20 protein-coding genes are annotated in these 25,188 nt (G+C 65.5%); 9 read left to right on the plus strand and 11 right to left on the minus strand.

Annotation, left to right across the window (positions count from 1 at the left end; genetic code table 11):
• Positions 1-6: 6 nt before the first annotated feature.
• From hpaE to hpaH, 3 genes are read right to left on the minus strand one after another with little or no spacing between them, the layout of a single operon-like run.
• A complete protein-coding gene (gene hpaE / locus ACQR1L_RS12940; protein ID WP_434858349.1) occupies positions 7-1,545 on the minus strand; it encodes a 5-carboxymethyl-2-hydroxymuconate semialdehyde dehydrogenase in 1,539 nt (512 codons plus the stop codon).
• A 15-nt stretch (positions 1,546-1,560) separates the two neighbouring features.
• Complete coding sequence (locus tag ACQR1L_RS12945; RefSeq protein ID WP_434858350.1) at positions 1,561-1,953, minus strand: 5-carboxymethyl-2-hydroxymuconate Delta-isomerase; 393 nt, start codon at positions 1,951-1,953, stop codon at positions 1,561-1,563.
• 21 nt (positions 1,954-1,974) lie between these two features.
• Positions 1,975-2,781 carry a 2-oxo-hept-4-ene-1,7-dioate hydratase gene (gene hpaH / locus ACQR1L_RS12950; RefSeq protein ID WP_434858351.1) on the minus strand — a complete coding sequence of 269 codons (807 nt, stop codon included), beginning with the start codon at positions 2,779-2,781 and terminating at the stop codon, positions 1,975-1,977.
• A 130-nt stretch (positions 2,782-2,911) separates the two neighbouring features.
• On the opposite strand from hpaH, the gene hpaR reads away from it, so the two are divergent.
• The 4 genes from hpaR (at position 2,912) to ACQR1L_RS12970 (ending at position 7,218) form a co-directional block, all read left to right on the plus strand.
• Positions 2,912-3,427, plus strand: coding sequence for a homoprotocatechuate degradation operon regulator HpaR (hpaR, locus tag ACQR1L_RS12955; protein WP_434858352.1), 516 nt, complete (start codon positions 2,912-2,914; stop codon positions 3,425-3,427).
• Positions 3,428-3,595: 168 nt separating this feature from the next.
• On the plus strand, positions 3,596-4,681 hold the full coding sequence (locus ACQR1L_RS12960; RefSeq protein WP_434858353.1) for a malate/lactate/ureidoglycolate dehydrogenase: 1,086 nt from the start codon (positions 3,596-3,598) through the stop codon (positions 4,679-4,681).
• A 130-nt stretch (positions 4,682-4,811) separates the two neighbouring features.
• On the plus strand, positions 4,812-5,591 hold the full coding sequence (locus ACQR1L_RS12965; RefSeq protein ID WP_434858354.1) for an HpcH/HpaI aldolase family protein: 780 nt from the start codon (positions 4,812-4,814) through the stop codon (positions 5,589-5,591).
• A 103-nt stretch (positions 5,592-5,694) separates the two neighbouring features.
• Positions 5,695-7,218 (plus strand): UxaA family hydrolase, encoded by a 1,524-nt coding sequence (locus ACQR1L_RS12970; RefSeq protein ID WP_434858355.1) that lies wholly within the window; start codon positions 5,695-5,697, stop codon positions 7,216-7,218.
• A gap of 217 nt (positions 7,219-7,435) precedes the next feature.
• Here ACQR1L_RS12970 and ACQR1L_RS12975 read toward each other — a convergent pair whose 3' ends face one another.
• Positions 7,436-7,633, minus strand: coding sequence for a hypothetical protein (locus ACQR1L_RS12975; protein WP_006613836.1), 198 nt, complete (start codon positions 7,631-7,633; stop codon positions 7,436-7,438).
• 435 nt (positions 7,634-8,068) lie between these two features.
• Between ACQR1L_RS12975 and ACQR1L_RS12980 the strand changes: the two genes are divergently transcribed.
• The 5 genes from ACQR1L_RS12980 (at position 8,069) to ACQR1L_RS13000 (ending at position 16,849) form a co-directional block, all read left to right on the plus strand.
• Positions 8,069-11,383 carry a DUF2126 domain-containing protein gene (locus tag ACQR1L_RS12980; RefSeq protein ID WP_434858356.1) on the plus strand — a complete coding sequence of 1,105 codons (3,315 nt, stop codon included), beginning with the start codon at positions 8,069-8,071 and terminating at the stop codon, positions 11,381-11,383.
• Positions 11,384-11,414: 31 nt separating this feature from the next.
• Positions 11,415-13,952 (plus strand): circularly permuted type 2 ATP-grasp protein, encoded by a 2,538-nt coding sequence (locus tag ACQR1L_RS12985; protein ID WP_434858357.1) that lies wholly within the window; start codon positions 11,415-11,417, stop codon positions 13,950-13,952.
• Positions 13,949-14,827 (plus strand): transglutaminase family protein, encoded by an 879-nt coding sequence (locus ACQR1L_RS12990; protein ID WP_434858358.1) that lies wholly within the window; start codon positions 13,949-13,951, stop codon positions 14,825-14,827. Before ACQR1L_RS12985 ends, ACQR1L_RS12990 begins: the two co-directional genes overlap by 4 nt.
• Positions 14,828-14,929: 102 nt before the next feature.
• Entirely contained in the window at positions 14,930-15,310 is a 381-nt protein-coding gene (locus ACQR1L_RS12995) for a hypothetical protein (RefSeq protein WP_434858359.1), read from the plus strand.
• Between the two features lie 996 nt (positions 15,311-16,306).
• A complete protein-coding gene (locus ACQR1L_RS13000; RefSeq protein WP_434858360.1) occupies positions 16,307-16,849 on the plus strand; it encodes a DUF2867 domain-containing protein in 543 nt (180 codons plus the stop codon).
• A gap of 45 nt (positions 16,850-16,894) precedes the next feature.
• Here ACQR1L_RS13000 and ACQR1L_RS13005 read toward each other — a convergent pair whose 3' ends face one another.
• From ACQR1L_RS13005 to ACQR1L_RS13035, 7 genes are all read right to left on the minus strand, one after another.
• Positions 16,895-17,788, minus strand: a complete 894-nt coding sequence (locus ACQR1L_RS13005) for an SMP-30/gluconolactonase/LRE family protein (protein ID WP_434858772.1) — start codon at positions 17,786-17,788, stop codon at positions 16,895-16,897.
• A 298-nt stretch (positions 17,789-18,086) separates the two neighbouring features.
• A complete protein-coding gene (locus tag ACQR1L_RS13010) occupies positions 18,087-20,126 on the minus strand; it encodes a PQQ-dependent sugar dehydrogenase (RefSeq protein WP_434858361.1) in 2,040 nt (679 codons plus the stop codon).
• A 14-nt stretch (positions 20,127-20,140) separates the two neighbouring features.
• Positions 20,141-21,424 (minus strand): sodium:proton antiporter NhaD, encoded by a 1,284-nt coding sequence (gene nhaD, locus ACQR1L_RS13015; protein ID WP_434858362.1) that lies wholly within the window; start codon positions 21,422-21,424, stop codon positions 20,141-20,143.
• A gap of 108 nt (positions 21,425-21,532) precedes the next feature.
• Positions 21,533-23,056, minus strand: a complete 1,524-nt coding sequence (locus ACQR1L_RS13020) for a cryptochrome/photolyase family protein (protein WP_434858363.1) — start codon at positions 23,054-23,056, stop codon at positions 21,533-21,535.
• A 10-nt stretch (positions 23,057-23,066) separates the two neighbouring features.
• Positions 23,067-23,657 (minus strand): RNA polymerase sigma factor, encoded by a 591-nt coding sequence (locus ACQR1L_RS13025; RefSeq protein WP_434858364.1) that lies wholly within the window; start codon positions 23,655-23,657, stop codon positions 23,067-23,069.
• A 175-nt stretch (positions 23,658-23,832) separates the two neighbouring features.
• Entirely contained in the window at positions 23,833-24,483 is a 651-nt protein-coding gene (locus tag ACQR1L_RS13030) for a ChrR family anti-sigma-E factor (RefSeq protein WP_434858365.1), read from the minus strand.
• Positions 24,480-25,025 (minus strand): sigma-70 family RNA polymerase sigma factor, encoded by a 546-nt coding sequence (locus ACQR1L_RS13035; RefSeq protein WP_434858366.1) that lies wholly within the window; start codon positions 25,023-25,025, stop codon positions 24,480-24,482. The genes ACQR1L_RS13030 and ACQR1L_RS13035 overlap by 4 nt, the downstream gene beginning before the upstream one ends.
• Positions 25,026-25,188: the final 163 nt, after the last annotated feature.

The raw sequence follows: 25,188 nt of genomic DNA on the forward strand, positions 1-25,188 counted from the left end.
CTCTCCTTACACGCCGAGCCGCTGGATCTTGTGGGTGCCGCGCGCCAAGGAGACGTGCTTGGTCTCCATGTAGAAGTCGAACGAATAGTCGCCGCCGTCGCGCCCGATGCCGGACGCCTTCATGCCGCCGAAGGGGGTCGGCAGATGCCGGACATTCTCGGAGTTTAGCCAGATCATGCCGGCCTCCAGCGCGTCGGCGACGCGCAGCGCGCGGCCCATGTCACCCGTCCAGACATAGCCGGTGAGGCCATACTGCACGTCATTGGCGATCGCGACCGCGTCGGCCTCGTCGCGGAACGGGATCACGGTGAGGAACGGCCCGAATACTTCCTCTTGCGCCACGCGCATGGTCTGGCTCGCGCCGGTCACCAGCGTCGGCTCGACATAATGGCCGCCGCCTGGACCATCGAACCGCTTGCCGCCGACGGCGATGATCGCGCCGTCCTGCCGCGCGACGTCGGCATAGGAGCAGACCTTGGCGAGATGCCGCTCATGGATCAGCGGCCCGATCTCGGTCGCGGGATCGAGTGGGTGGCCGACCTTCAGCGCGCGCACGCGCGCGGCGAGCCTGGCCGTGAAGGTCTCGGCAACGCTCTGCTGCACCAGCAGCCGGCTCGACGACGTGCAGCGCTCGCCGTTCAGCGAGTAGATCATGAACACGACGGCATCGAGTGCGCGGTCGAGATCGGCGTCGTCGAACACGATCACCGGGTTCTTGCCGCCGAGCTCGAAATGCACGCGCTTCAGGGTCGGCGCGCCCTGCGCCATGATCGCAGATCCCGTCGAGCTCTCGCCGACGAAGCCGATCGCCTTGATGGCGGGATGCTCGGTCAATGCCTTGCCGGCCTCCTCGCCGAAGCCATGGACCGTGTTGAGCACGCCGTCGGGAATGCCGGCCTCCTTGGCGAGCTTCGCCAGCCACTGCGCGGTGATCGGCGACCACTCCGCCGGCTTGTGCACAACCGTGCAGCCGGCCGCGAGCGCAGGCGCGATCTTCCAGGTCGACAGCATGAAGGGCGTGTTCCACGGCGTGATCACGCCGACCGGGCCGATCGGCACCCGGGTCGAGATGTTCCAATGCTCCTCGCTCGGCGTGCTCAGGCCGTCGCGTGCCTCGGTACATTTGTCGGCGAAGAAGCGGAAATTCTCGGCGGCGCGGATCGCGGCCTTGGCCATGAAACGATAGGCCTGCCCGGTATCGACGCATTCGAGCACAGCGATGTCGTCGGCGTTGTCCTCAATGGCGTCGGCGACCCGGTGCAGCAGCTTGCGCCGCATCGCCGGCGCCATGTCGCGCCAGGACTTGAAGGCGAGCGCCGCCGCCGTCGCGGCGCGGTCGATATCCTCGGCATTGCCGCGCGCGACAGTGGCGAGCACGGCATTATCGATCGGCGATTTCGTCTCGAACGTCGCGCCGGAGATCGCCGGCACCACCTTGCCGTCGATGAAATGGCCGATGCCTTCGTCCTTCAGCTTCGCGAGCAGGGGCGCGGCGCGGTCGAGATTGGCCTTGTAGATGTCGGCTTTGGGGCTGGCCTTATCCATGGGATGCCTCCGCTTTCAGGGCGTTTTGGCTTTCAGGGCGTCGTGGATGTTGTTGCGCTTCCAGCTGGTCGCGGCGTCGTTGATTTGCATGTCGAAGGACAGCGCGAATTTGCTGTTGGCAAACACCGGATCGAGATGCGCCGATAGCGCCTTGAAGACATGTTCGCCTGCCTTCTGCCGCGCCGGAAGGTCGCGGCCTTCGCCGAGTCGCAACAGCATGGCGAGAAAACCGTAGTCGAGCTTGCCATCGGCAATCGCGTAGTGTTCGCAGCGGATGGCGCGGACGCGGATGCCGCCGATCGGGAAGATCCCGGTCTCGCTCGCGGCCTTGCGGACCACTTCGCAGACCGCGGCCATGTCGACACGCGCGTCGAGATTGGCGGAATATTCGATGCTGAAATGCGGCATGGTGCGGTCGCTCCAAGAACCTCAGGCGAAATAACAGCTCACCGTCCCATAGGGACCATAGTCGGCCTGGATGGTATCGCCCTTGCGCGCCTCGATCGGCCTGATGAACGAGCCTGCGAGAACGACCTGCCCGGGCTCGAGGGCCAGCCCTTGCGCCGCGATCTTGTTGGCGAGCCAGGCCACGGCCGTTGCCGGATTGTTCAGGACGCCCGCAGCGAGGCCGGTCTCTTCGAGCTGGCCGTTCTTGGTGCAGAGCGCGCCAACCCAGCGCAGATCGGTGTCGAGGGGGCGCAGCGGACGGCCACCGAGCACGATGCCCGCATTGGCTGCGTTGTCGGCAATCGTGTCGAAGATCTTGCGCGTGGCCTTGGTCTCGGGATCGACGCGTTCGATCCGGGTGTCCAAGATCTCCAGCGCGGGCACGACGAAGTCGGTCGCGTTGAGCACGTCGAACAGCGTGCAGTCCGGTCCCGCCAGGCGCTTCTTCATGATGAAGGCGAGCTCGGCTTCGATCCGCGTCGCGATGAACCGGTCGGACGGCACGAGACCGCCATCGGCAAAGAACATGTCGTCGAGCAGCACGCCCGAATCCGGCTCGTCGATGTTGAGCGCGCTCTGCATCGCCTTCGACGTCAGCCCGATCTTGTGGCCCTTGATGACACGCCCGGCAGACACTTTGATGGCGACCCATGCCTGCTGGATCGCATAGGCGTCCGCGATGCTGATATCGGGGAATTCCTGGGACAGCTGGCGGATCTGGCGGCGGCTTTGCTCGGCCTCGTTCAGGCGCAGGGCGCAGCTTTGAATCTGGTCAGGCGTCAGCGGCATGAGAGCGATCTCTCGGAAAACAGGTGGCGGCAGATGATTAACATGTTAAGTTTTCGGCGGCAAACCGAATTGGCATATGTTGCACTGCAAATATCGAGGCGACGATTCGTCGCCTCGCTGGGGTGATGAGATGAGCGAGACCAGGGCCAAGGTTGCGAGGTCTGCGACGAAGCGCGCGCGCAAGGTCCCGATGCGCGATTTCTCCCAGTCGCTGCCGATGGCGTTGTTGCGCGCACGCGAGGCCGTGATGCGGCAGTTCAGGCCAAGCTTGCGCCAGCATGGACTGACGGAGCAGCAATGGCGCATTCTGCGCGCGCTGGCAGCGGTCGACGCCATCGAGGTGACCGAGCTGGCGCGTGTCGCTTTCCTGCTTGGGCCGAGCCTGTCACGCATTCTGCGCGATCTCGAGGCTCGCGGCCTGGTCGCGCGCGAGGTTGACTCCCGCGACATGCGCAGGGGAGTTCTGTCGATCTCCGCGAAGGGCTTGAAGTTGATCGCCCAGGTGGCGCCGACATCTGAGGCGATCTATGCAACGATCGCTGAGCGCTACGGCGCGCGCAAGCTTGCCGCATTGCACAAAATGCTGGGCGAGCTTGAGCAGAGCATGGGTGACGAATTCGCGGCGGATGAGCACGCTGAGGACTGATATGAGCCGGATAAAGCGGGAAACGTCGACGCTCTTGTCAGGCTGGTACTTGGCAGGCTCTGAGCCGGTTTGATAAGAAGCGATGCAGTCGAGCGGAGATGGCGTGCGTCGCAGGCATGGCAATCCATGCTAACTCTGTCTGCGTGCTGATCGAACCCGCGAGTTGACATGGTCACAATCAAGGTTGCTCATCTCATCGACTTCGTCGCCGACATCTTCGAGCGCGCCGACTCGTCGGCGGAAGAGGCGCGACGGATCGCCACCTACCTGACCACCGCGAACCTGACCGGGCATGACAGCCATGGTGTCATTCGGGTCCCCGTCTACATCCGCTGGAAGAAGATGGGATCGATCGTGCCGAACCAGACGGCTGAGATCGTGGTCGACACGCCGTCCCTGGTGGTGGTGGATGGCAAATTCGGCTACGGTCAGACGGTGACGCCGCAGGCGGTGAGGATCGGTATCGAGCGCTGCAAGACAAGCGGCCTGGCCGCGCTGGCGCTGCGCAATTCCGGCCATCTCGGCCGCGTCGGCGACTGGGCCGAAATGGCCGCCGCCGAAGGGCTGGTCTCGATCCATTTCGTCACTGCCGCAGGCTCGCTGCTGGTCGCCCCCTTCGGTGGCGTGGAGAAGCGATTCTCGACCGCCCCTTACTGCGTCGGCATTCCGCGTGACGGGCAGGATCCGATCGTGCTCGATTTTGCGACCTCGGTCGTCGCCGAAGGCAAGGTGCTGGTGGCGAGCCGCGGCGGCAAGAAGCTGCCGAAGGGCGCGCTGATCGATTCCGACGGGACCCTCAGTGAGGATCCGGCCGTGCTGTATGGTCCCTATGAGGCGGAGGGGACGCGCGATCATACCAAGGGAACAGGCGCGATCCGCGCGTTCGGCGAGCACAAGGGCTCGGGCCTTGCGTTCATCTGCGAACTGCTCGGCGGCGCCCTGACCGGTACCGGCGCGACCTCGGCCAATCGGCGCTTCGCCAACGGCATGCTCGCGATCTACATCGATCCGAAGGTGGTCGATCCCGCCAATTTCTTCGACAGCGAGGTCACCCGCTACACCGATTTCATCCGCGCGACCAAGCCCGTCGCAGGTGTCGATCAGGTTCTGGTGCCCGGTGACACCGAGCGCAAGACGCGGGCTGAACGCACCGCCAACGGCGTGCCCTTGCCCGATGACACCTGGGCGGCGATAGTGAATACGGCACGCGAGGTGGGCGTCAGCGAGGCGAGCATCCAGCGCGCCACATCGTGACGCGGTGGCGTCCAGCGAAATCAAGCCATCCGAAGCCGCACGGGCTTCACTGACCGCAGCGTGCTGCGGGCGCAACCGAAACGTCGAACAAGTCAAATCGATTTGAACAACCAGGGAAGGAAATCCGGTCGTGGCGAACAACAAGGTCAAGCAGCTCTGGGCCGAAGGCAAAGCGGTGGTGAATGCCTGGCTCGCGATCCCCTCGGGGTTTTCCGCGGAGGTCGTGGCGCAGTGCGGCTTCGACAGCGTCACCGTGGACATGCAGCACGGTGTGCAGGACTATCTGTCGATGGTGCAATGTTTCCAGGCGATGCATGCTCATCCGGTCACGCCGATGGTGCGCGTGCCGTGGAATGAGCCCGGCATCATCGGCAAGGTGCTCGATGGCGGCGCGTATGGCGTCATCTGCCCGATGGTCAACACACCTCAGGAAGCCCGCAATCTCGTCTCCTACTCGAAGTACCCGCCGAAGGGCGTGCGCTCGAACGGCCCGATCCGCTCCGGCATGTACGGTGGCGCCGGCGAGTACCAGAAGACGGCCAATGACGAAATCGTGCTGCTGCCGATGATGGAGACGAAGACGGCGGTCGAGAACATGGAGGCCATCCTCGACGTCGAGGGCATCGACGGCGTGTATATCGGACCGTCCGATCTCGGCTTCTCCTACGGTCTCGTGCCGAAGCTCGACCGCGACGAGCCGGAGATCCTCAAGATCTACGAGAAGATCGTGAAGGAGTGCGGCAAGCGCGGGCTGAACCCGGGCATCCATTGCAGCGGCGCCGAGGGCGCGGCGCGCGCGATCAACATGGGCTTCAAGCTGGTCACGCTGTCGAACGAGGTCGGCCTGATGCAGGTCTATGCCCGTCAGCAGGTCTTGCAGACGCGCAAGGACTCCGGCGGCAAGGCGTAAGAGTCGCGAATGGCGAATAGGGAGTAGCGAGTAGAGGCCCCCTCCATTCGCTACTCGCCATTCGCTATTCGCCCCTTCCAAAGTTCCAACGAGAGAGACTGCCATGGCTCCCGCTCCCGTCATCCGTCTTCATCCCGAGGACAGCGTCCTGATCGCGCGCGCGAGCCTGCCGCCCGGGCTGGCCGTGGCCGATGGCGTCGTGACGGTCGATCGTATCCCGGCGGGACACAAGGTCGCGGTGCGTCCCATCGCGCAGGGCGAGCCGATCCGCCGTTACGGCCAGATCATCGGCTTCGCCACTTCGCCGATCGCGCCGGGGCAGCACGTTCATACACAGAACTGCGGCATGGGCGATTTCGCCAAGGACTACGCCTATGGCGTCGACGTCAAGCCGACGCCGAATTTCGATCTGCCGGCAACGTTCGAGGGCATCCGCCGCCCCGACGGGCGCGTCGCGACCCGCAACTATATCGGCATCCTGACGTCGGTGAATTGCAGCGCCCATGTCGCGGGCCTGGTCGCCGACGTCTTCAAGAGAAATCCGTTCACGGGCGATGATCCGCTCGCCGACTATCCCCATGTCGATGGTGTGGTGGCGCTGACGCACAAGACGGGCTGCGGCATGACGATGGATGAGCCGCTGAAACTGTTGCGGCGAACGCTCGGCGGCTACGCGCGGCACGCGAACTTCTCCGCGGTGATCGTGCTCGGCTTGGGATGCGAGGCCAATCAGATCGGCGGGCTGATGGAAGAGCAGAAGCTCGCCGGCCGGTTGCGCGCGATGGACATCCAGGAGGTCGGCGGCACCCGCAAGACCGTGGAGGCCGGCATTGCCTTCGTGAAGGAGGCGCTGACCGACGCCAACAAGGTGAAGCGCGAGACGGTTCCCGCGAGCGAATTGACGGTCGCACTCCAGTGCGGCGGCTCCGACGGCTACTCCGGAATCTCCGCCAACCCCGCGCTTGGTGCCGCCAGCGATCTGCTGGTGCGACATGGTGGCACGGTCATCCTGTCGGAGACGCCGGAGACCTACGGCGCCGAGCATCTGCTGACGCGGCGCGCCGTGAGCCGCGACGTCGGCGAGAAACTGGTGTCGCTGATGCGCTGGTGGGAAGAGTATACAGCGCGCGAAGGCGCGGAAATGAATGCCAACCCGAGTCCCGGCAACAAGGCCGGTGGCCTGACCACCATCCTGGAGAAGTCGCTCGGCGCGATGGCCAAGGCCGGCAGCACCAATCTGGTGGATGTGCTGCATTATGCCGAAGCCGTGACCAAGAAGGGCTTCGTGTTCATGGACACGCCCGGCTACGACCCCGTCGCGGCGACGGGGCAGGTGGCCGGCGGAGCCAATCTCGTCTGCTTCACCACCGGACGTGGCAGTGTGTTCGGCTGCAAGCCGGCACCGTCGATCAAGCTGGCGACGAATACGCCGATGTACAAGCGGATGGAAGACGACATGGACGTCAACTGCGGCACCATCCTCGACGGCGAGGAGACGGTGCAGGAGTGCGGCCAGCGGATCTTCGAATTGATGCTGAAAACCGCGTCCGGGCAGCCGACCAAGAGCGAAAGCTTCGATTTCGGCGGCGCTGAGTTCGCGCCCTGGGTGCTCGGTGCGACGATGTAGCTCGGGCTTTCGAGCTCTTCGCTGGCTTCTTGGCCGGTTTCTCGGCTGCCTCGCGAGCGGATTGCTGGATGTTTCCGTGCCGGCATCTGATCGCAGCTGGGATCACGTCGTAGCTGAGACTGGATCGCAACTGAGATCAGATGACAGGCTGGTAGCGCCGCCTCGGTACACCGACTTGGGCTGGCCGCGCTGACGCGCGACAGCGGCGCCGAACAAATTACCGCTGGTGGCCGAGGCCAATGCCCAGCGCCAGGGCCTTCTGGCGCAGCGAGCCTTCAGTCCGCTTCATCGCCTTGGCGATCTTGGCAACCGGGGTCTTGGACTTCGAGTGCTGCTTCAGCAGCTTGATGTCGGCGGCGGTATACGGCTTGCGCGCCAACTTCTTGGTAGCTGCCTTCTTAGCTGTCTTGGCCAACGTGATTCTCCTTTTGGCAATGGGGGTCCTAAATAGCACGTGTAGTCGAGCTATCAAGTGATTGCGGCGAATGCAACGCTATTAGTTCTTGTTAGTTCAACTTTCGGGGTTAATCCCTGCTATTGCAGAGTGGTCAATCTTCCGTGACCGTATCGGCCTCTCCCTGTGGACAACTCCGAGGGAACACGGTGAAACGGGTTGTTTGTTCTTCTCCCGTTCTTGTTAGGACGCCTGAGTTGGTCACGGTCCCGCCGCAAAAGCCACCGGTGCGTGCAGTCCGAACACCTGATCGGGGCGCGATGAGACCGAAGGACGGCCGAATTGTCATCTTTAGGGCCCAGGACGGTTCATTAGGCAGCTCTGCCCGTTGTTAGTGCTTGATCCCTGAGCACGGCAATGTTCTGCTCAAAAAAGTTGCTGGAGCGCTGAACCCACGTGTCAATCTACGTCGCATTACATCACGTCACCCATTATAAGTATGATCGTCCCGTCGGATTGGGCCCGCAGACCATCCGTCTGCGTCCGGCTCCCCATACCAGGACGCCGGTGCTGAGCTATTCGCTCAAGGTCACGCCATCGAACCATTTCGTGAACTGGCAGCAGGACCCGCAGGGCAACTGGCTCGCGCGCTATGTTTTTCCGGAGAAGGTGAACGAACTGAAAATCGAGGTCGATTTCACGGCGCAGATGACCGTGATCAACCCGTTCGATTTCTTCGTAGAGCCCTATGCCGACAGCTTTCCGTTCGCCTATCCCGACGGATTGAAAGCGGAACTCGCGCCCTACCTGGAGACGATCGAGCCCGGACCAAAGTTCGCGGAATACTTGAAGTCGCTGCCGCGCGAAGCCGACAACACGGTCAACTATCTCGTTGATCTCAATGCGCAGTTGCAGAAAAAGATTCGTTATATCATCCGGATGGAGCCCGGCGTTCAAACGCCGGAGGAGACGCTGGCCTCGGCGGCGGGCTCCTGTCGCGACTCCGCATGGCTGCTGATTCAGACGATGCGGCATCTCGGTCTCGCCGCACGCTTCGTCTCGGGCTATTTGATCCAGCTTCGTCCTGATATCGATCCGATCGAAGGGCCGGTCGAGGTCGAGAATGACTTCACCGATCTGCATGCCTGGGCGGAGGTCTATCTGCCCGGTGCCGGGTGGATCGGATTCGATGTGACCTCGGGCATGCTTGCGGGCGAGGGACATATTCCCGTCGCCGCGACCCCGCATTATCGCTCGGCCGCGCCGATCTCGGGCAGTGCCGGAATTGCCGAGGTCGACTTCGCCTTCGAGATGAATGTGAAGCGTATCCGCGAAGCGCCGCGGATCACGCGGCCTTTCTCCGATGAGTCCTGGCAGAAGCTCGATCAGCTCGGCGAGGCCGTCGACGCCGATCTCGCCGCTCACGACGTGCGGCTGACGATGGGCGGCGAACCGACCTTCGTGTCGATCGACGACATGGAGTCCGCGGAGTGGAATACGGCCGCGGTCGGTCCGGCCAAGCGCGGGCTTGCCGACAGCCTGATCCGGCGCCTGCGGTCGCGGTTCGCGCCCGGTGGCCTGCTGCATTACGGCCAGGGCAAATGGTACCCCGGCGAAAGCCTGCCGCGCTGGGCGTTCGGACTGTATTGGCGCAAGGACGGCGAGCCGATCTGGCGCAATCCCGATCTGATCGCGAGCATCGACGCCCCGCGCATGGCCACGATCGCGGATGCGGAGCGCTTCCTCGATACGACGGCGGAGACGCTCGGCCTCGAGCCGGATTATGTGCTGCCGGCGTATGAGGACCCCGCGCATTGGTTGCAGAAGGAAGCGGCGCTGCCCGAGAATGTCGATGCGCTCGACTCCAAGCTGGACGATCCGGAAGAGCGCGCCCGCATGGCGCGCGTGTTCGACGAAGGGCTGCACATTCCGCGCGGCTTCGTGCTGCCGATCCAGCGCTGGAATGCGCAGCCGAAGCGCTGGCGCAGCGAGCGCTGGGGACTGCGGCGCAAGCGGCTGTTTCTGATTCCAGGCGACTCGCCGCTCGGCCTGAGGCTGCCGATCAACTCGCTGCTGTACATTCCGCCAGAAGACTTCCCGTATATTCACGAGCAGGATCCGATGGAGGCGCGCGGGCCATTGCCGGTCTACGCGCAGGGACGTCCTGTGATCGTGCCGCAGGTGCCGCCGCTGAAGGCGCTCGACCGGCCGCCACAACAACAGCAGGACGTTCAGTACCAGTATTGGGGCGGTCTCGGCGTGCGCACCGCGATGTCGGTCGAGATCCGCGACGGCATTCTCTGCGTCTTCATGCCGCCGGTGGAGACCATCGAGGATTATCTGGAGCTGATCGCGACCGTCGAGGCGACGGCCGAGGCGATGCAGATCAAGGTTCATGTCGAGGGCTATGCGCCGCCGTTCGATCCGCGCATCGACGTCATCAAGGTGACGCCCGATCCCGGCGTCATCGAGGTCAACATCCAGCCGGCGCAGAGCTGGCGCGAGGCGGTGGACATCACCTTCGGGCTCTATGAGGACGCCGCCAAGACGCGGCTCGGCGCCAACCGCTTCCTGATCGACGGCCGCCACACCGGCACCGGTGGCGGCAATCACGTCGTGGTCGGCGGCTCGTCGCCGCCGGATTCGCCGTTCTTGCGCCGTCCCGATCTGTTGAAGAGCCTCGTGCTGTATTGGCAACGGCATCCAGCACTGTCTTATTTGTTCTCCGGCATGTTCATCGGCCCGACCAGCCAGGCCCCGCGTATCGACGAGGCGCGGCATGACAGTCTCTATGAGCTGGAGGTCGCTCTCGCCAATGTGCCGCCGGCCGGGCAGGGCGTGCCGTTGTGGCTGGTCGATCGGCTGTTCAGGCATCTCCTCGTCGACATCACCGGCAATACCCATCGCTCGGAGATCTGCATCGACAAGCTGTACTCGCCGGAAGGCCCGACGGGCCGCCTCGGTCTCGTCGAATTCCGCGCGCTCGAAATGCCGCCGGATCCGCGCATGTCGCTGGCGCAGCAACTGCTCATCCGTGCCCTGATCGCCAAGCTGTGGCGCGAGCCGCAGGAAGGCAATTTCGTGCGCTGGGGCACGGCGCTGCACGACCGCTTCATGCTGCCTCACTTCATCTGGGAGGATTTTCTTGATGTGCTGGATGAGCTGCGGTCGTCCGGCTACGACTTCTCGCCGGAATGGTATCAAGCGCAGCTCGAGTTCCGTTTTCCGACCTTCGGCCGCGTGCAGCATGGCGGCGTGACCCTGGAGCTGCGGCAGGCGCTGGAGCCGTGGCACGTGCTGGGCGAGGAGGGTGCCGCGGGCGGCACCGTGCGCTACGTGGATTCCTCGGTCGAACGGCTTCAAGTGAAAGCTGAAGGCTTCATCGAGGGCCGGCACCTCGTCACCTGCAATGGTAGGAGAATGCCGATGACATCGACCGGCCGCTCGGCGGAGGCCGTCGCCGCCGTCCGCTTCAAGGCGTGGCAGCCGGCCTCCGGCCTGCATCCGACCATTCCGGTGCATTCGCCGCTGACCTTCGACCTGATCGACACCTGGAATGGCCGCTCGCTCGGCGGCTGCGTCTATCACGTGGCCCATCCCGGCGGCCGCAACTACGACACCAAGCCGATCAACTCCTACGAAGCGGAGGCGCGGCGGCTCGCCCGATTCCAGGATCACGGCCACACTCCCGGACGAATCGCGCTGCCGCCGGAAGAACGCACAAATGAATTCCCGATGACCCTCGACTTGCGCAGGCCGCTCCGGCATTGATTGAGCCCTAGTTTGTGCGGAGGAGCAGGGCATGGACGGCCCGAGCGGCCAGGACCAGGGAGCGACCCCCGCCGCCGGCCGGCCGGCGGCGCGTCCTCCGCTGCGCCGCGCGACGCAATGGTCTCGCGACTATGCCCGGCTGCCCGGCATTCCCGATGAGTTTATCGGTGCCGACGGCCAGCCGCGCCCGGTGTGGACGCGTTTTGCGGATACGTTCGCCGCGCTCGCACCGACCGACATCGACCGCCGCTTCGCCTCGGCTGACCGGCATCTGCGCGAGGCCGGCGTCACCTATCGCTCGCCCGGCGACAATGCCGAGCGCTCCTGGCCGCTGAGCCATCTACCGCTGCTGATCGACGAGGCCGAGTGGGCGCAATTGTCCCAGGGTATCGTGCAGCGCGCAGAACTGTTCGAGCGCGTGCTGCGGGATATCTATGGCGAGGGACGTCTGATCGCGAGCGGCGCGCTGCCGGCGGCGGCCGTCGCCGGCTCCAGCGAATATCTGCGGCCCGTCTGTGGCATCAAGCCGCCGGGCGGCCGCTTCCTCAGCATCTACGCCGCCGACATCGGCCGTGGTCCTGACGGGCGCTGGTGGGTGCTGAACGATCGCACCCAGGCGCCGTCGGGCATGGGCTATGCGCTGGAAAACCGTCTGGTGCTGTCGCGCGCGTTCTCCTCGATCTACAAGTCTATGAATGCCGAGCGGCTCGCACCGTTCTTCGAGACCTTTCGCGACGCGCTGCGCGCCGGCGCCGATCGCGACGAGCCGCGCATCGGCGTGCTGACGCCGGGCACCTTCAGCGAAACCTATTTCGAGCACGCGACGCTGGCGCGTTATCTCGGCTTCCTGCTGGTGGAGGGCGACGACCTCGCCGTCAGCGGCGATCGCGTCCACATCCGCACCGTCGCCGGGCTCAAGCGCGTCGACGTGCTGCTGCGCCGGCTCGATTCCAACTCGCTCGATCCGCTCGAGCTCGATGCCGCCTCGCGCCTCGGCGTCGCCGGGCTGATGGACGTCGTTCGCAAGGGCGGCGTCGTGCTCGCCAACATGCCGGGATCGGGCGTGCTCGAAGCGCGCGCGCTGCTCGGCTTCCTGCCGAGCCTGTCGCGGCGCGTGCTCGGTGAGGACCTCAAGATCCCGCATATCGCGACATGGTGGTGCGGGCAGAAATCGGCGCGCGACGAGGTGTTGGATCGGCTCGAGGACTTCGCGATCGAGGGCGCCTATGGCCGCGCCGTGCCGGGCTTCGCGAGCAGCGGCCCGGTGCTGCCGAGCGAGCTCTCGGCGGCCGAGCGCGATCGCTTGCGCGCGGCGATCAAGCAGCGCGGCATCGACTATGTCGGCCAGGAGGTGGTGCGGCTGTCGACGACGCCGGTGTGGGAAGGCGGGCGGATCGCGCCGCGGCCGTTCGTGCTGCGCGTGTTCGCGGCCGTGACGCCGGACGGCGGCTGGACCGTGATGCCCGGCGGCTTCTGCCGCATTGCCGACAAGCTCGATGCGCGCGCGATCTCGATGGGCGACGGCGCGCGCGCCGCCGACGTCTGGGTGGTCGGCGACAAGGCGGTCGCAGCCCGCACCCTGCTGCCGGGGTCGGACAATGTCCGCATCCGCCGCATCGCCGGCGTGCTGCCGAGCCGCGCGGCGGACAATCTGTTCTGGCTCGGCCGCTATCTCGAACGCGCGGAGGCGACGTTGCGGCTGATCCGCGTGCTCGGCGCGCAGCACCGCGATCCCGGCAGGGACGCGCCGGCGCAGCTCAACACGGCCGAGCGCATCCAGCGCCTGCTGCTCGCCTGGGGCGCGATCTCGCAGACGTCGCGGACCAGGGGATCGCAGGTCGCGGCCGAAGCGCTGCAGGCGGAGGCCCAGTTCGGCTCGGCCTTGTCGCTGCTCAGATCGGCTCAACGCACCGCGACATCGCTGCGCGAGCGGCTGTCGCCCGACGCCTGGCAGGTGATCACCGAAATGCCGAGCCGTCTGGCGCAGGACGCGGAGGACGAGGACGCCGTCGTCAGCACGGCCGAGCTCATTCTGGAGAAGCTTGCGAGCTTTGCCGGCCTTGCCCAGGAGAACATGAATCGCGCCGCCGGCTGGCGCTTCCTCGATATCGGGCGCCGCGCCGAGCGCGCCATCAACACCGCGCGGTTTGCGCGGCAGTTCGGCTATGACGAGGCGACGCCGGAGGATCTCGACGTCCTGCTGACCCTGGTCGATTGCCAGATCACCTACCGGTCGCGCTACCTGATCGGTCCGTCGCTGGCGCCGATCCGCGATCTCGTGGTGCTCGACCTCTATAATCCGCGCTCGGTCGCCTTCCAGATCGAGACCTTGAACGAGCACATCGCGGGCCTGCCGGTGCTCAAGGAAAATGGCCTGATCGAGCGGCCGCAGCGGCTTGCGGTCTCGCTGGTCGCGCGGCTCACGGCGGCGGAGGCGGCGCATCTCGACGGCCGCACGCTGTTCGCGCTGGAGCAGGACCTGCTCAGTCTGGCGGAGGCGATCGGACAGCATTACTTCCCGCACGGCCCCAATGCGACGCGGCCGGAAAAGCTCACGGGCCTCGCGTGATCTACGACATCCGTCATGTCACGACCTACGAATATGAGAGCGCGGTGAGCTTTGCGCGCTGCTCGCTGCGGCTGGAGCCCGCGAGCGGCGATGGCCAGGAACTGATCTCGCACAGCGTCGACATCCGGCCGCGTCCCTCGGAGCGCACCGCGCGGCGTGACTTCTTCGGCACGCTGACCGAAAGCATCGTGATCGATACCCAGCACCGCCATCTGAGGATCGATTCGCGCTCGCGGGTGAGACTGGCGCGCAACGCCCCGCAGCGGGATGCGCCGAGTGCAGCCTGGGAGCACGTGCGCGACGATGCCTTCGAGGCGACCAGCCTCGGGCCGGCGTCGCCGATCGGCTACGTCTTCGCCAGCGCATTGGTGCCGGTGCTTGCGCCGGTGACCGACTATGCGGCGGCGAGCTTTCCGACCGGCACCGGCATCGTGGCGGGCGCCGCCGACCTGATGCGGCGCATCCGCAAGGAGTTCAAATACGACCCGAAGGCGACGGTGATCTCGACGCCGCTGCGCGAGGTGTTCGACAATCGTCACGGTGTCTGCCAGGACTTCGCGCATGTCATGATCGCGGGCCTGCGCGGCCTCGGCCTGCCGGCCGCCTATGTCAGCGGCTATCTCCGGACGATTCCGCCCGAGGGCCAGCCGCGGCTGCAGGGCGCGGATGCGACGCATGCCTGGGTATCGCTGTGGTGTGGCGAGGCGCTCGGCTGGATCGGCTTCGATCCGACCAACGATCTCGTCGTCGGCAACGATCACATCATCCTCGGCATGGGCCGCGACTTCTCGGATGTCTCTCCGATCGACGGCATCATTGTCGGCTCGCCGAAACAGAAGCTCGGCGTTGCGGTCGACGTCGTGCTGGTCGAGTAAGGCGGTTCCCGGCCGGGGAACCCGCGGAACATTTTTCCTGCATCGCACTTGATCCGCCCGAGGGGCCCGAATGGGGGCTGGCTGACCCTTTCGAGCGATGGAGTGATCGATATGAAGCGTGTTGCAATCCTCATTGGCCTCGTCGGCGCCTGCGTCGCCGGCTCCGCCTCCGCCCAGCCGAGCGCGAATCTCACCGGCACCTACCGATGCATCCAGATGTGCCGCGACGGCATGATCGGGGCGCCTGCCTTCGTGACCCAGAATGGCGATGCCGTGAACATGACCACCGAGACCGGCGAATCGCTGCAGGCCTGGCCGGACTGGAATGCGCCGAACAGCCGGCTGTGGATCGATGCGCGCGACGAAAGCGCGGTGTATTCGCCGGACGGCATGCGCATCCAGTTCGACGACGGCCGCGTCTGGCAGCGCGATTTGCCTCCGCCGGTTTTCGTCGGCCGTGCGCCGGTGGTGTACGGGCGGTAAGTACTTCGCGACGACTCCCACGCCGTCGTCATCGTCTGCACGCATAAGCGGATGACGTCGTGCACGTGAGGGTCGAGCAGTTTGCGCCATCATCGGTGTTGTCCCGGCGAACGCCGGGACCCATAACCACCGTCGTCTGTTGTGGGGTGTGCTGGCAACTCCGAATGTGCCTCGCACCGCGGCCTGTGGGTATGGGTCCCGGATCGGCGCCGCACCAACGCAGTCGCGTTGGCGCAGCTCGTCCGGGACGACAGCGAATTTGTTGAGCTGCCTTTCAATGACAACATTAGCTGCACAAGCCGCGGCGCGCAGAATGCTCGCCTGTGCGGGCATGACAGTTGAATATGAGGCAGCGTTCTCGCGACATGATCTGTCCGAGTCATGATGATCAGTTCGACCCTCCAATAACGAGAGGGCGCAGGGAATGCCGGGCGATGGCCTCACCCATGGCCCGCCTGCGTAGAAAAAGGCAGGCGGCAGGTACCACAGGTGCAGCCGGATCGACCCGGCATTCCCTGCGCGATGGCTTTACGGCTTATACGTGGTCTCCCTGGTGCGCCGGGCTTTTGGGCCACCATCCCCGGCGCGATCGCATTGCGCCAGGTTGACACCAGCATCGGGGTGTCAGGACATCACGACTTCACCGTGCGCATCATGCCGTTCGTCCGCGCGACTGATCACGCTGCAGCATCACACGCCCACCGCTCCCCAGGCTCCACGTTCGTGACGATCGCGATCCGCCCCTCTCACGAGCCCGGGATGGCCGGAAGCATCGGCCTGATTTGCCCGACGACACAAGGGATACGGCGTGCGGCAAACTGGCACGACGGGCAGTTTGAACATTGCGCCGCTGCATGATGGGCAGAGCTGGGCGGCGCAACTCGTCGGGAATTCCCGGATGAGAGGCGTCAAATCGCCGTAGGCGATACGATGGGCTTGTGCATGAAGCACGGGATTGCTTGGATCGAGACACCGGCCGCCGACGAAGGACGCCAGATGAGATCCGGACAATTTTCTGCCGCGATGCGCGAGACGTCGCTTCCTGCGACATCGCTCATCGATCGCGCGCTGCTGTTGCGCAGTGACTACCGTGAGTCGATCGCGATCGAACTCAGCCGCGCCGACCTGTCGACCATCGACGCATTCTTCGCCATCTTCGGCCACCGGCCCGGCTGGATGAAGTCCATTCTCATCCTGCGCAACGCGCTCGCAGCGCCATTCGGTCTGGAGGTCTCGCGTCATCGCGACATCCTGTCGGTGGAGCGGAAGCCCGCTTATGCGGTCGGCGACAGCCTGCTCGGCTGGACCATCTTCGTTCACACGCCCGCCGAACTCATCGTGGGGCGCGACAACGCGCATCTCGATTTCCGCGTGTCCATTCTGCGCGAGGACGCCAGGGAACAGCCGCGCGCCGTGATTTCGACGATTTGCGATGCCCACAACATGTTCGGCGTCGCCTATTTGAAAGCGGTCCTGCCGTTTCACAAACGCGGCTTTCGGTGGCTGATCGCGCGGGCAAGGTCCTCCGGGCGGCTCTGACGGCTGGCAATGACAGCCTCTGTCAGTCCTTGCCGGACGCAGATCTCAACACGCTCGTCGCTGCAGACAATGCTCGCGGCCTTCGACATCGGTCCGAAATGACTCGATGAAGCCGCCCTGGCGCTGCGTTACATACACCGTCTTGCCGTCGCTGCCGCCGAAGGCGAGGTTGGTCGGCTCTTTGGCTTTCAGAGCGACCTCGCGGACGATCCGGCCGTCGGGCGTGAGCACGGCGATGCTGCCCTTCAGGATGTGCGCGACGAACAGTCGCCCGCTGGCATCGGTGCGCAGGCCGTCGATCGTGTTCGGCTCGAACTTCGCGATCAGCTTCGGACGAGTGAGCGCGTCACCTTCGATCGCATAGGACCAGATCTCGCCGCTGTTGGACTCGCCGACGTAGAGTGTGCGGCCGTCGGGGCTGAGGTCGATGCCGTTCGTCGTGCCCATCGCGCGCGGCGCGATCAGCGCAGCGCCTTGCATCGTTCCGTCTGGGCTCCTTGCGATCCGCCAGATCCGGCCGCTGCGCGCCTTGAAGGCCGGGTCGCTCGCATAGATGGTGCCGTCGCGGGCCAGCGTGATGTCGTTGGGCTGGCTCATCTCGTCGGCGTGGAAGACGATCTGCGGCTCGGTCGTGCCGGGGGCGATGGCGAAGATGTTGTGGCGCTTGTAGTCGGCGATGAACATCGTGCCGGCGGCATCGATGCGGATCGCATTGCCGATGCTGCCGTCGGGCAACGCAGTGAACGGTTCTGACGTGGTCGCTTCCGGCGCGAGCCTGCCGATGGTGCCGGGCTTGCCGAGATTGACGACGTAGAGATTGCCCTGGGGATCGACGGCGGGGCCTTCGATGCCGAAGGTGTATTCGCCTGAGGGTGTGAGCTGGGTGCTTTCGAATAGTTTTGGCGCTGCGAGGGCGGGGGCGGTTGTCAGCAAGAGCAAAGCAGTAGCTACACGCGAGATGTGTAGGGTGGGCAAAGGCGCGAGGCGATCCTGCTGGCGTCCAGGCGCGGTCTCGTGCGCGCCGTGCCCACCATAACTTGCGCCGGTGTCTGCGGCCGGTGGGCACGCATTGCCTGCGGCGATTGCTTTGCCCACCCTACGCGCTGTTGCTCGTGCGTCGCGCTCGTCACTGATGGCGGAGCCCGGGTCCACCCCCACCCCCGACCCCTCCCCGCAAGGGGGAGGGGAGCGCAGCGTGGGCTTGGGTAAGACCGGTTTCAACTCGTTGAGGGCTGCGTCAGAGCGGCACAAGGAATTGCTGTTGGATGTAATAGCCATTGTCGTCCGTGCAGGTGCCGTTGAGATAGGGATCGGCGGGCCGGAAGAAACGGCTGAAGCCGGGCTTATTGACGGCAGACTTTTCCGTCACCACGACGACCTTGCCGAACGGGATGTCGCCGCATTCGCGGCCGTCCCGGGCGAAGAACTTGCGATGCGGCGGGCCGCCGGCCTTCACGCGCATCCGGGTCCCTGGAACCATGCGCGCGACGAGGTCGTCGGCCACATCAAGCAGTTTGGCGTAGCCTGGTTCCGTCTTGATGAGGTTGGCGCCCGGCGGCATCTGCCGTTCGGCGCCAAGCCCGCGCAGGCGCTGGCGGAAGCGGCCGGCGTCAGGATCGCCCGGAGTGATCCAGCCGTCCTGGGCCAGCATGAAGCGCAGCACGGCGCTGTCCTTGTCGCGCTCGGATTGGCTGGGTTTCAGGCCGAACTCCGCATGGCAGGCGCTGCAATGCTTCTCGATCAGAGTCTTGCGCACGGTCGTCAGGCGCTGTCGGCTGGCGGGATCATCCATGACGAAGGCGGTGAGCCGCTCGATCAGTTGACTGCTCCTGGTGTCGCAGGGCAGCGGCTCCGGCGCTGCCTCACCGGTGCGGTCGATGCGGATCACGCTCTGGTTCTTGTCCTCGACCAGCCAGATCGCGCCATCATCGGCGACGGTCATGCCGACCGGCGCGCCCTGCGGGCGAATGCCGTTGACGCGATGCCAGCCGGAGATGATCTCGTCGAAGGACGCGGCGGGCGCGGGACCCGCCGCGGTCTGGAACGCGCGGCTCGGCTCGGCGGCGCAACTGACGTGATAGCGCACCGGCGGCGGACTGACCTTGGGAAAGCCGCGTTCGTCGACCTCATAGGCGAGCAGGCGGCTGCCGGTGGGACGATAGCCGTGCAGTCCGACCAGCAGCTTGCCCTTGAGGTCGTCGAAGCGCTCGCCGGTGTAGTAGAGCATGCCGAGCGGTGCGCCATGCGGCGGCAGCAGCGACCAGGGCTGCTTGTAGAGCGCGGTCGTCTTGCAGAAGTCCTTCAGGGCGCCCGACTGCAGCGCCTGCTTGAACTCCGGGCTGGGCGTGGCGAGATCGTAGCAATAGGGCCAGCCATAGTGGCGGCCTTGCTCGATGGCATTGATTTCCTCATTGGGCGCGAACACGTCCTGCAGATCGCGCGCGTTCTCGCCCTGCAGGAAGGCGGTGCCGGGATCGGGAAAGCGTGGATGCAGCGCGAGCGCCATCGAGTTGCGCAGACCGCGCGCGAACACCTCGTGAGCGGGATCGGAGGCGCCTGATTTCAGGGCTGGAAAGACGCCGCCCGTGGGCGGCGTGAACAGCCAGATCGCAGCGAGCGGCGAAGCGCCTTCGGCGGCCGCGCAACGGCCAGGCGCCGATGAGAGGCAGTTGTCGCTGTGCGAGCCGACGTTGACGAACAGGCGGCCGGTGCGGTCGAAGGCAAAGGCCTTCAGCGGATGCGCGCTTTCGCTGATGCGCGTGCCGTCCGGCAAGGTGAGCTTGCGGCCGGGAAGATTGCGGACGATCGTTTCGATGCTGGCCTTCGGATCGGCGGCGAGCGCGTCGAAGCGGAAGATCGACGTGTCGGTCGACGCGTAGATCTTGCCCTCGGGACCAACAACGAGGCCGAACGGATAGGACAGCCGCGTGATTGCCTCGCGGAGACGCTGGCCGGCGGGCGCTGTGGGATCGAGGATCAGCAGGCGGCCGTCCTCATGGCCCCAGCCGCCCATGTCGGCGATTACGAACAACGGCTTGCCCGGGATCTGCACGATGCTGCGGGGAAATCGCAGGCCATCGTCGCGGCTGGCGACGAGGCCGGCGCAGAAGCCGGCCTTCGTGTCGATCTGCAGACGCGGGAAGGCGAGGGGAGCATCGCCGCAGCTTGCGGCGCCAAGCGCATAGCCGCTCCGGATCGTCGCGTCGTCGGCGTGGCCGGGAGCTGCGCCCATCAGCAGGGCCGTGACAACTGCAAGAAGGTGCCGCGACCGTCGCATGGGCGCTGATCCGCTCAATGCATCAGATTGTGTTGCACGATGTAGGCGACAGCGCCGGCAAAATAGCCGAGCAGCGCAAGCAGGCTGATGCGGCGCACGTACCAGAAGAAATGGATGTTCTCGAGCCCCATCGCGGCGACGCCCGCGGCCGAGCCGATGATCAGGATCGAGCCGCCGGTGCCGGCGCAATAGGCGACGAACTCCCACAGGAAGCTGTCCGGCGGATATTGGCTCAGGCTGTACATGCCCATGGAGGCCGCCACCAGCGGCACGTTGTCGATCACGGCGCTGGCGAGCCCGAGCACGATCACGATCAGGTCGAGCCGGCCGACGGTGCGGTCGAGCCATTGCGCAAGTGCCTGCAGGATGTGGGTGTGCTCGAGCGCGGCGACCGCCAAGAGGATGCCGATGAAGAACACGATCGAGGGCATGTCGATCCGGGTCAGCGCATGCACCAGCGTCAGGCGCTGCTTCTGCTCGGACGCCTTCTGGCGGTGAATGATCTCGCCGACCGTCCAGAGCAGGCCGAGGCCGAACAGGATGCCCATGAACGGCGGCAGGTGGGTCACGGCCTTGAACAAGGGGACGGCGACGAGGATGCCGAGGCCCATGAAGAACATGAGGTTGCGCTCGAACGGCAGGATCGGGCTGATCGAGGCAAGGCCGGCGCTCGCCGGCGGCACCAGCTGCTTGCCGCGCAGGGTGAAGCTGACGGCGGCGAGCGGGACCACCAGGTTCAGCAGCGAGGCGATGAACACCGATTTCATGATGGCGAGCGGCGTGATCTGGCCGCCGATCCACAGCATCGTCGTGGTGACGTCGCCGATCGCCGACCACGCGCCGCCGGCATTGGCGGCGATCACGATGATGGCGGCAAAGACGAGCCGGTCCTCGTCGCGGCCGGACAGCTTCTTCATCAGCGACACCATCACGATCGCGGTCGTGAGATTGTCGAGCATGGCGCTGAGGAAGAAGGTGACGAAGCCGACCAGCCAGACCAGCGTGACCTGGTTGCGGGTGCCGATCAGCGAGGTCACGACCTCGAAGCCGTTATGGGCGTCGATCACCTCGACGATGGTCATGGCGCCGATCAGGAAGAAGATGATCTGGGCCGTCGAGGCCACGGACTCGTTGAGCTCGCCGGCCACCGCGGCCGGCGTCGCGCCCATCACCGCGTAGATCGTCCACATCAGCCCAGCGCCGACCAGCGCGGTCGCGGCCTTGTTGATCCGGAACGGATGCTCCAGCGCCACCACGGCATAAGCGAGCGCGAACACGGCAACGATGGCGGCGGTCATGGGCGGGGCATTCCGGGCTTAAGATCGGCGGGCGGGAAGGAACTGCCCAAGATATGACCGATCGGCCGGCTGCCAGCAAGCCGTGAGCGTCGTTCAGGTGGGGAGGGATCAGACCATCTCGGCGGTGATCGCGTCGGCCTGGCTGCGGATGGCGCGGATCTCGGCGGCGCTGCGGCGCTCGAGATTGACGTACTGGTTGCGCATCCGGCCGTTATTGGCGAAGCGGCGGCGGTGCTTGGCGAGGAAGCTCCAATACAGCGTCGTGAACGGGCAGGCCTTGTCGCCGGTCGCCTGCTTCGGGTCGTAGCGGCAGTGGCGGCAATGGTCGCTCATGCGGTCGATGTAGTGGCCCGAGGCCGCATAGGGCTTGGTGCCGACCACCCCGCCATCGCCATGCTGGCTCATGCCGAGCGTGTTGGGCAGCGACACCCAGTCGATCGCGTCGTGGAACATCGACATGTGCCAGAGATGCACGTCGTAGGGCTTCACCCCGAGCAGCATCGCGAACAGGCCGAGCACCATCAGCCGCTCGATGTGATGCGCATAGGCGTGGTCGATGGTGTGCCCGATCGCCTGCGACAGGCAGCGCATCTCGGTCTCGCCGGTCCAGTAGAACCGCGGCATCGGCAGGTTGGCGTCGAGCGCGTTCTCGTCGGCATAGTCAGGCATGCGCTGCCAGTAGATGCCGCGCACGAATTCGCGCCAGCCGATGATCTGGCGCACGAAGCCTTCGAGCGCGTTCAGCGGCGCGTTGCGGTTGGCGAGCGCGGCGTCGACCACCTCGCGCGGATTGAGCATGTGCAGGTTCAGCGCGCCCGACAGCCGCGAGTGATACAGGAACGGCTCGTCGGTGAGCATCGCATCCTGATAGGTGCCGAACAGCGACAGCCGCCAGGCGACGAAATCCGACAGCTCGGTCAGCGCGTCGACGCGCGACACCGGCAGGTCGAAGCGCTCGAGCTTGCCGGGACTGTTGGAGAAGCGTTTTGCAACCAGCTTGATGGCGTCCTGCGTGATCGCATCGGGCGTATAGGAGCGGGGCACCGGGATCGGAGGCCGCGACTTGCCAAAGCCCTTGCGGTTCTCGGCGTCGAAATTCCAGCTGCCGCCGACCGGCCGGCCGCTGTCGTCGATCAGGATCCCGGTCTTGCGCCGCATCGCGCGGTAGAACGTCTCCATGATCGGCCGCGGGTGGCGCTCGGTGAAGGCGTCGAACTCGTCGGCCGTGCACAGGAAGTGGCGGTCGCGGCGGATGTCGACCTGCGGCAGCTTGCGCAACTTCTCTCGCACGCGAAAATCGCCGGGCTCGAGCACGATCGTGGCCTCCGGCCGCAGCGCCGCCTGGTAGCGGACGATCTCGCTGTCGAGTGCGCCGGTGTTGGCGGGGTCGTCGAGCCGGACATAGTGGCCGCGGCGGCCGCGGCCGGCGAGATCGGCATGGAAGTGGCGCATCGCCGCGAAGAAGTAGGCGATCCGCATCTTGTGTTGCGGCACGTAGATCGCCTTGTCGGCGACCTCCATCTGCAGCACCACGTCCTGCTCAGGATCGAAGCCGTCGAACGCGGCCGAATCCGCATCGAGCTGGTCCCCCAGCACGACGACGAGATGTCTGACGGCCTGTGTCTTGGTCATCGGATCCAGATCATGCAGCCATGGCGTGGGCGTGTCCGAGGCAGTCCTTGCGCACGGCAGCCAGGCTGCGATGCAGCCAGGTCTTGATGGTGCCGACGGGTACGCCGAACCGCTCCGACAGCCGCGTGCGGCTTTCGCCCTCGAGATAGGCCAGCGCGAGCAGTTGCCGGCGGTCCTCCGGCAGCCGCTCAAGCGCTTCGCGAGCGATCGGTTCCGCCTGCGCATAGTCGAACTCATCGGCGGCGGCCCCGTCGGCGGGATCAGGGATCGTCAGCGCCTCGTCGAGCTCCGAGGTCGGCAAGCCGGTGGTGCGCAACGCATCGATCGCCGTGTTGCGCATGATGGTGCACATCCAGGTGATGGGCGACGCGCGCGACGGATCGAAGCTCGCGGCGTGGCGCCAGATCTTCAGGTAGCCGTCCTGCAGGATGTCGTCGAGGTCGGCCGAGGAGGGCAGCAGGGCACGCACGGTCTTGCGCATCTTCACGATCGTGGCAGCGTGGAGCTCGGCGAAGGCCTGCTGGTCGTGACGGCCGGCGCGGGCCAGCAGGTGGCTGAGATGCGCGACGTAACTGTTCGGCTTCGCGCTCGTTGACCGCATCATTCTCCTCCATGCGCTTCCTGTTCGGAAACGGCGCAGGATCAGGCGCGGATCACTGCAAGCTTGCGGTCGTCTTCGTCGCGAGGCAAGTGGCGATTCGTCCAGACGATCGAGATCGTCCGGACGCGCCGTTGCGCTCGCACTGTCAGTTCAGATGAGAGGCCGGCCGAGAGGATCAGAGCCTGACGAAGGGGCTGATCAGGCGGCCGAGCAAGCCATGCATGCGCAGGTCGCCGGTCATCGCCACGAGGCAGATGCAGGGACCCTCGTCGCCGACCACCGGGCGATGATCGACCTCGTCATCGCCGTAGTCGAAATCACCGGGTCCGTAATAGCCGCCGAGATGGCTGAAGCTGCCCTTCAGCACGCAGGTGAGCTCGTTGCCGGAATGGGTATGTTCGAGCATCCGCGCGCCGGGCTCGGAGCGCAGCAGGAAGGCGCGTGACTTGGCCGAACTGGACAAATGGATCGGGCGCATGCTGATTCCCGGCGCAACGCGGCGGCGCTTACCGATCTTGCAGCGTTTGACCATCTCCGGCAGGTCGGCGAGCTCCGGATCGATCTCGGCGATCTCGCTGACCTGCGGACGGGACTGGGGGCGGCGATCGATCCTCGCCATCACCGCGTCGAAGGCGTCAGCCGCCATGGCGACCGGCTCGGCCTGATCGAGCGCGGCGCCAGCGAGCTGCTCGACGGCGCGCACGAAGCGCCGGCACCGGCCGCATTCGGCGACGTGAACACCGACGACAAGCCGTTCGGCCTCGTCGAGCGCACCCGTGGCGAAGTCCGCCAGCAGGTCTTCCGGCGGGTGATGGCTGATCGTCATGTCGCGTCGTCCAACAGGTCTCTCAGGCGATTCATCGCCAGTCTGATGCGTGATTTTACCGTTCCGAGCGGCAGTCCGAGAACTGCCGCGATCTCCGAATGGGGGCGTTCCTCGATGAACGACAAGCGGATCACGGTGGATTGCTCCACCGACAATCTTTCGATCGCTGCTGCGACGCGTGTGGCGTCTTCGACACGCGACATGATCTGATCGGCGGCGAGGGTCGGATCGGCTTCCTCATCGAGGACGATCTCCTTGCTGAGCCGACCGTCGCGGATCGCCTTGCGGGCCGCGTCGATGCGTTGGTTGCGCGCGATGGTAAAAATCCAGGCGGCGGCGCCGGCCGTCGACGGGTCGAACTGAGCCGCCTTGGTCCAGACTGCCACCATCGTGGATTGCGCGATTTCCTCAGCTTCGTCGGCATTGCAGCCGGTCTTGATGAGGAAGCCTTTGATGCGCGGCGCAAAATGCTCGAACAGGGCCTTGAATGCCTCACGGTCGCCGCGCGCGGCAACACGTCCGATCAACTCCGCCCAGTCCACAGTTGCCTTCGGCCCTCTGCCCGTCATTGCCACGGCACGAGCACCCGATCCCCGCACCATTCGATGCCGGGACGATGCCACGTTCCATGGCGTTAATCTAGCCGCTCTCAGTCGCGTGGTCATGTTCCCCGACACGCATGGTCCATGGGGTTGAACGCTGGGG

This window comes from Bradyrhizobium sp. HKCCYLR20261 (genome assembly GCF_051168435.1).
Taxonomy (GTDB): Bacteria; Pseudomonadota; Alphaproteobacteria; order Rhizobiales; family Xanthobacteraceae; genus Bradyrhizobium.

Bases quoted from the DNA above. Each gene is read 5' to 3' on its own strand.
- ACQR1L_RS13000 (WP_434858360.1), top strand. From the start codon at position 16,307: ATGAGATCCGGACAATTTTCTGCCGCGATGCGCGAGACGTCGCTTCCT.
- ACQR1L_RS13020 (WP_434858363.1), bottom strand. From the start codon at position 23,056: ATGACCAAGACACAGGCCGTCAGACATCTCGTCGTCGTGCTGGGGGAC.
- nhaD (WP_434858362.1), bottom strand. From the start codon at position 21,424: ATGACCGCCGCCATCGTTGCCGTGTTCGCGCTCGCTTATGCCGTGGTG.
- ACQR1L_RS12960 (WP_434858353.1), top strand. From the start codon at position 3,596: ATGGTCACAATCAAGGTTGCTCATCTCATCGACTTCGTCGCCGACATC.
- hpaH (WP_434858351.1), bottom strand. From the start codon at position 2,781: ATGCCGCTGACGCCTGACCAGATTCAAAGCTGCGCCCTGCGCCTGAAC.
- hpaE (WP_434858349.1), bottom strand. From the start codon at position 1,545: ATGGATAAGGCCAGCCCCAAAGCCGACATCTACAAGGCCAATCTCGAC.
- ACQR1L_RS12945 (WP_434858350.1), bottom strand. From the start codon at position 1,953: ATGCCGCATTTCAGCATCGAATATTCCGCCAATCTCGACGCGCGTGTC.
- ACQR1L_RS13025 (WP_434858364.1), bottom strand. From the start codon at position 23,657: ATGCGGTCAACGAGCGCGAAGCCGAACAGTTACGTCGCGCATCTCAGC.
- ACQR1L_RS13030 (WP_434858365.1), bottom strand. From the start codon at position 24,483: ATGACGATCAGCCATCACCCGCCGGAAGACCTGCTGGCGGACTTCGCC.
- ACQR1L_RS12970 (WP_434858355.1), top strand. From the start codon at position 5,695: ATGGCTCCCGCTCCCGTCATCCGTCTTCATCCCGAGGACAGCGTCCTG.
- hpaR (WP_434858352.1), top strand. From the start codon at position 2,912: ATGAGCGAGACCAGGGCCAAGGTTGCGAGGTCTGCGACGAAGCGCGCG.
- ACQR1L_RS12985 (WP_434858357.1), top strand. From the start codon at position 11,415: ATGGACGGCCCGAGCGGCCAGGACCAGGGAGCGACCCCCGCCGCCGGC.
- ACQR1L_RS13010 (WP_434858361.1), bottom strand. From the start codon at position 20,126: ATGCGACGGTCGCGGCACCTTCTTGCAGTTGTCACGGCCCTGCTGATG.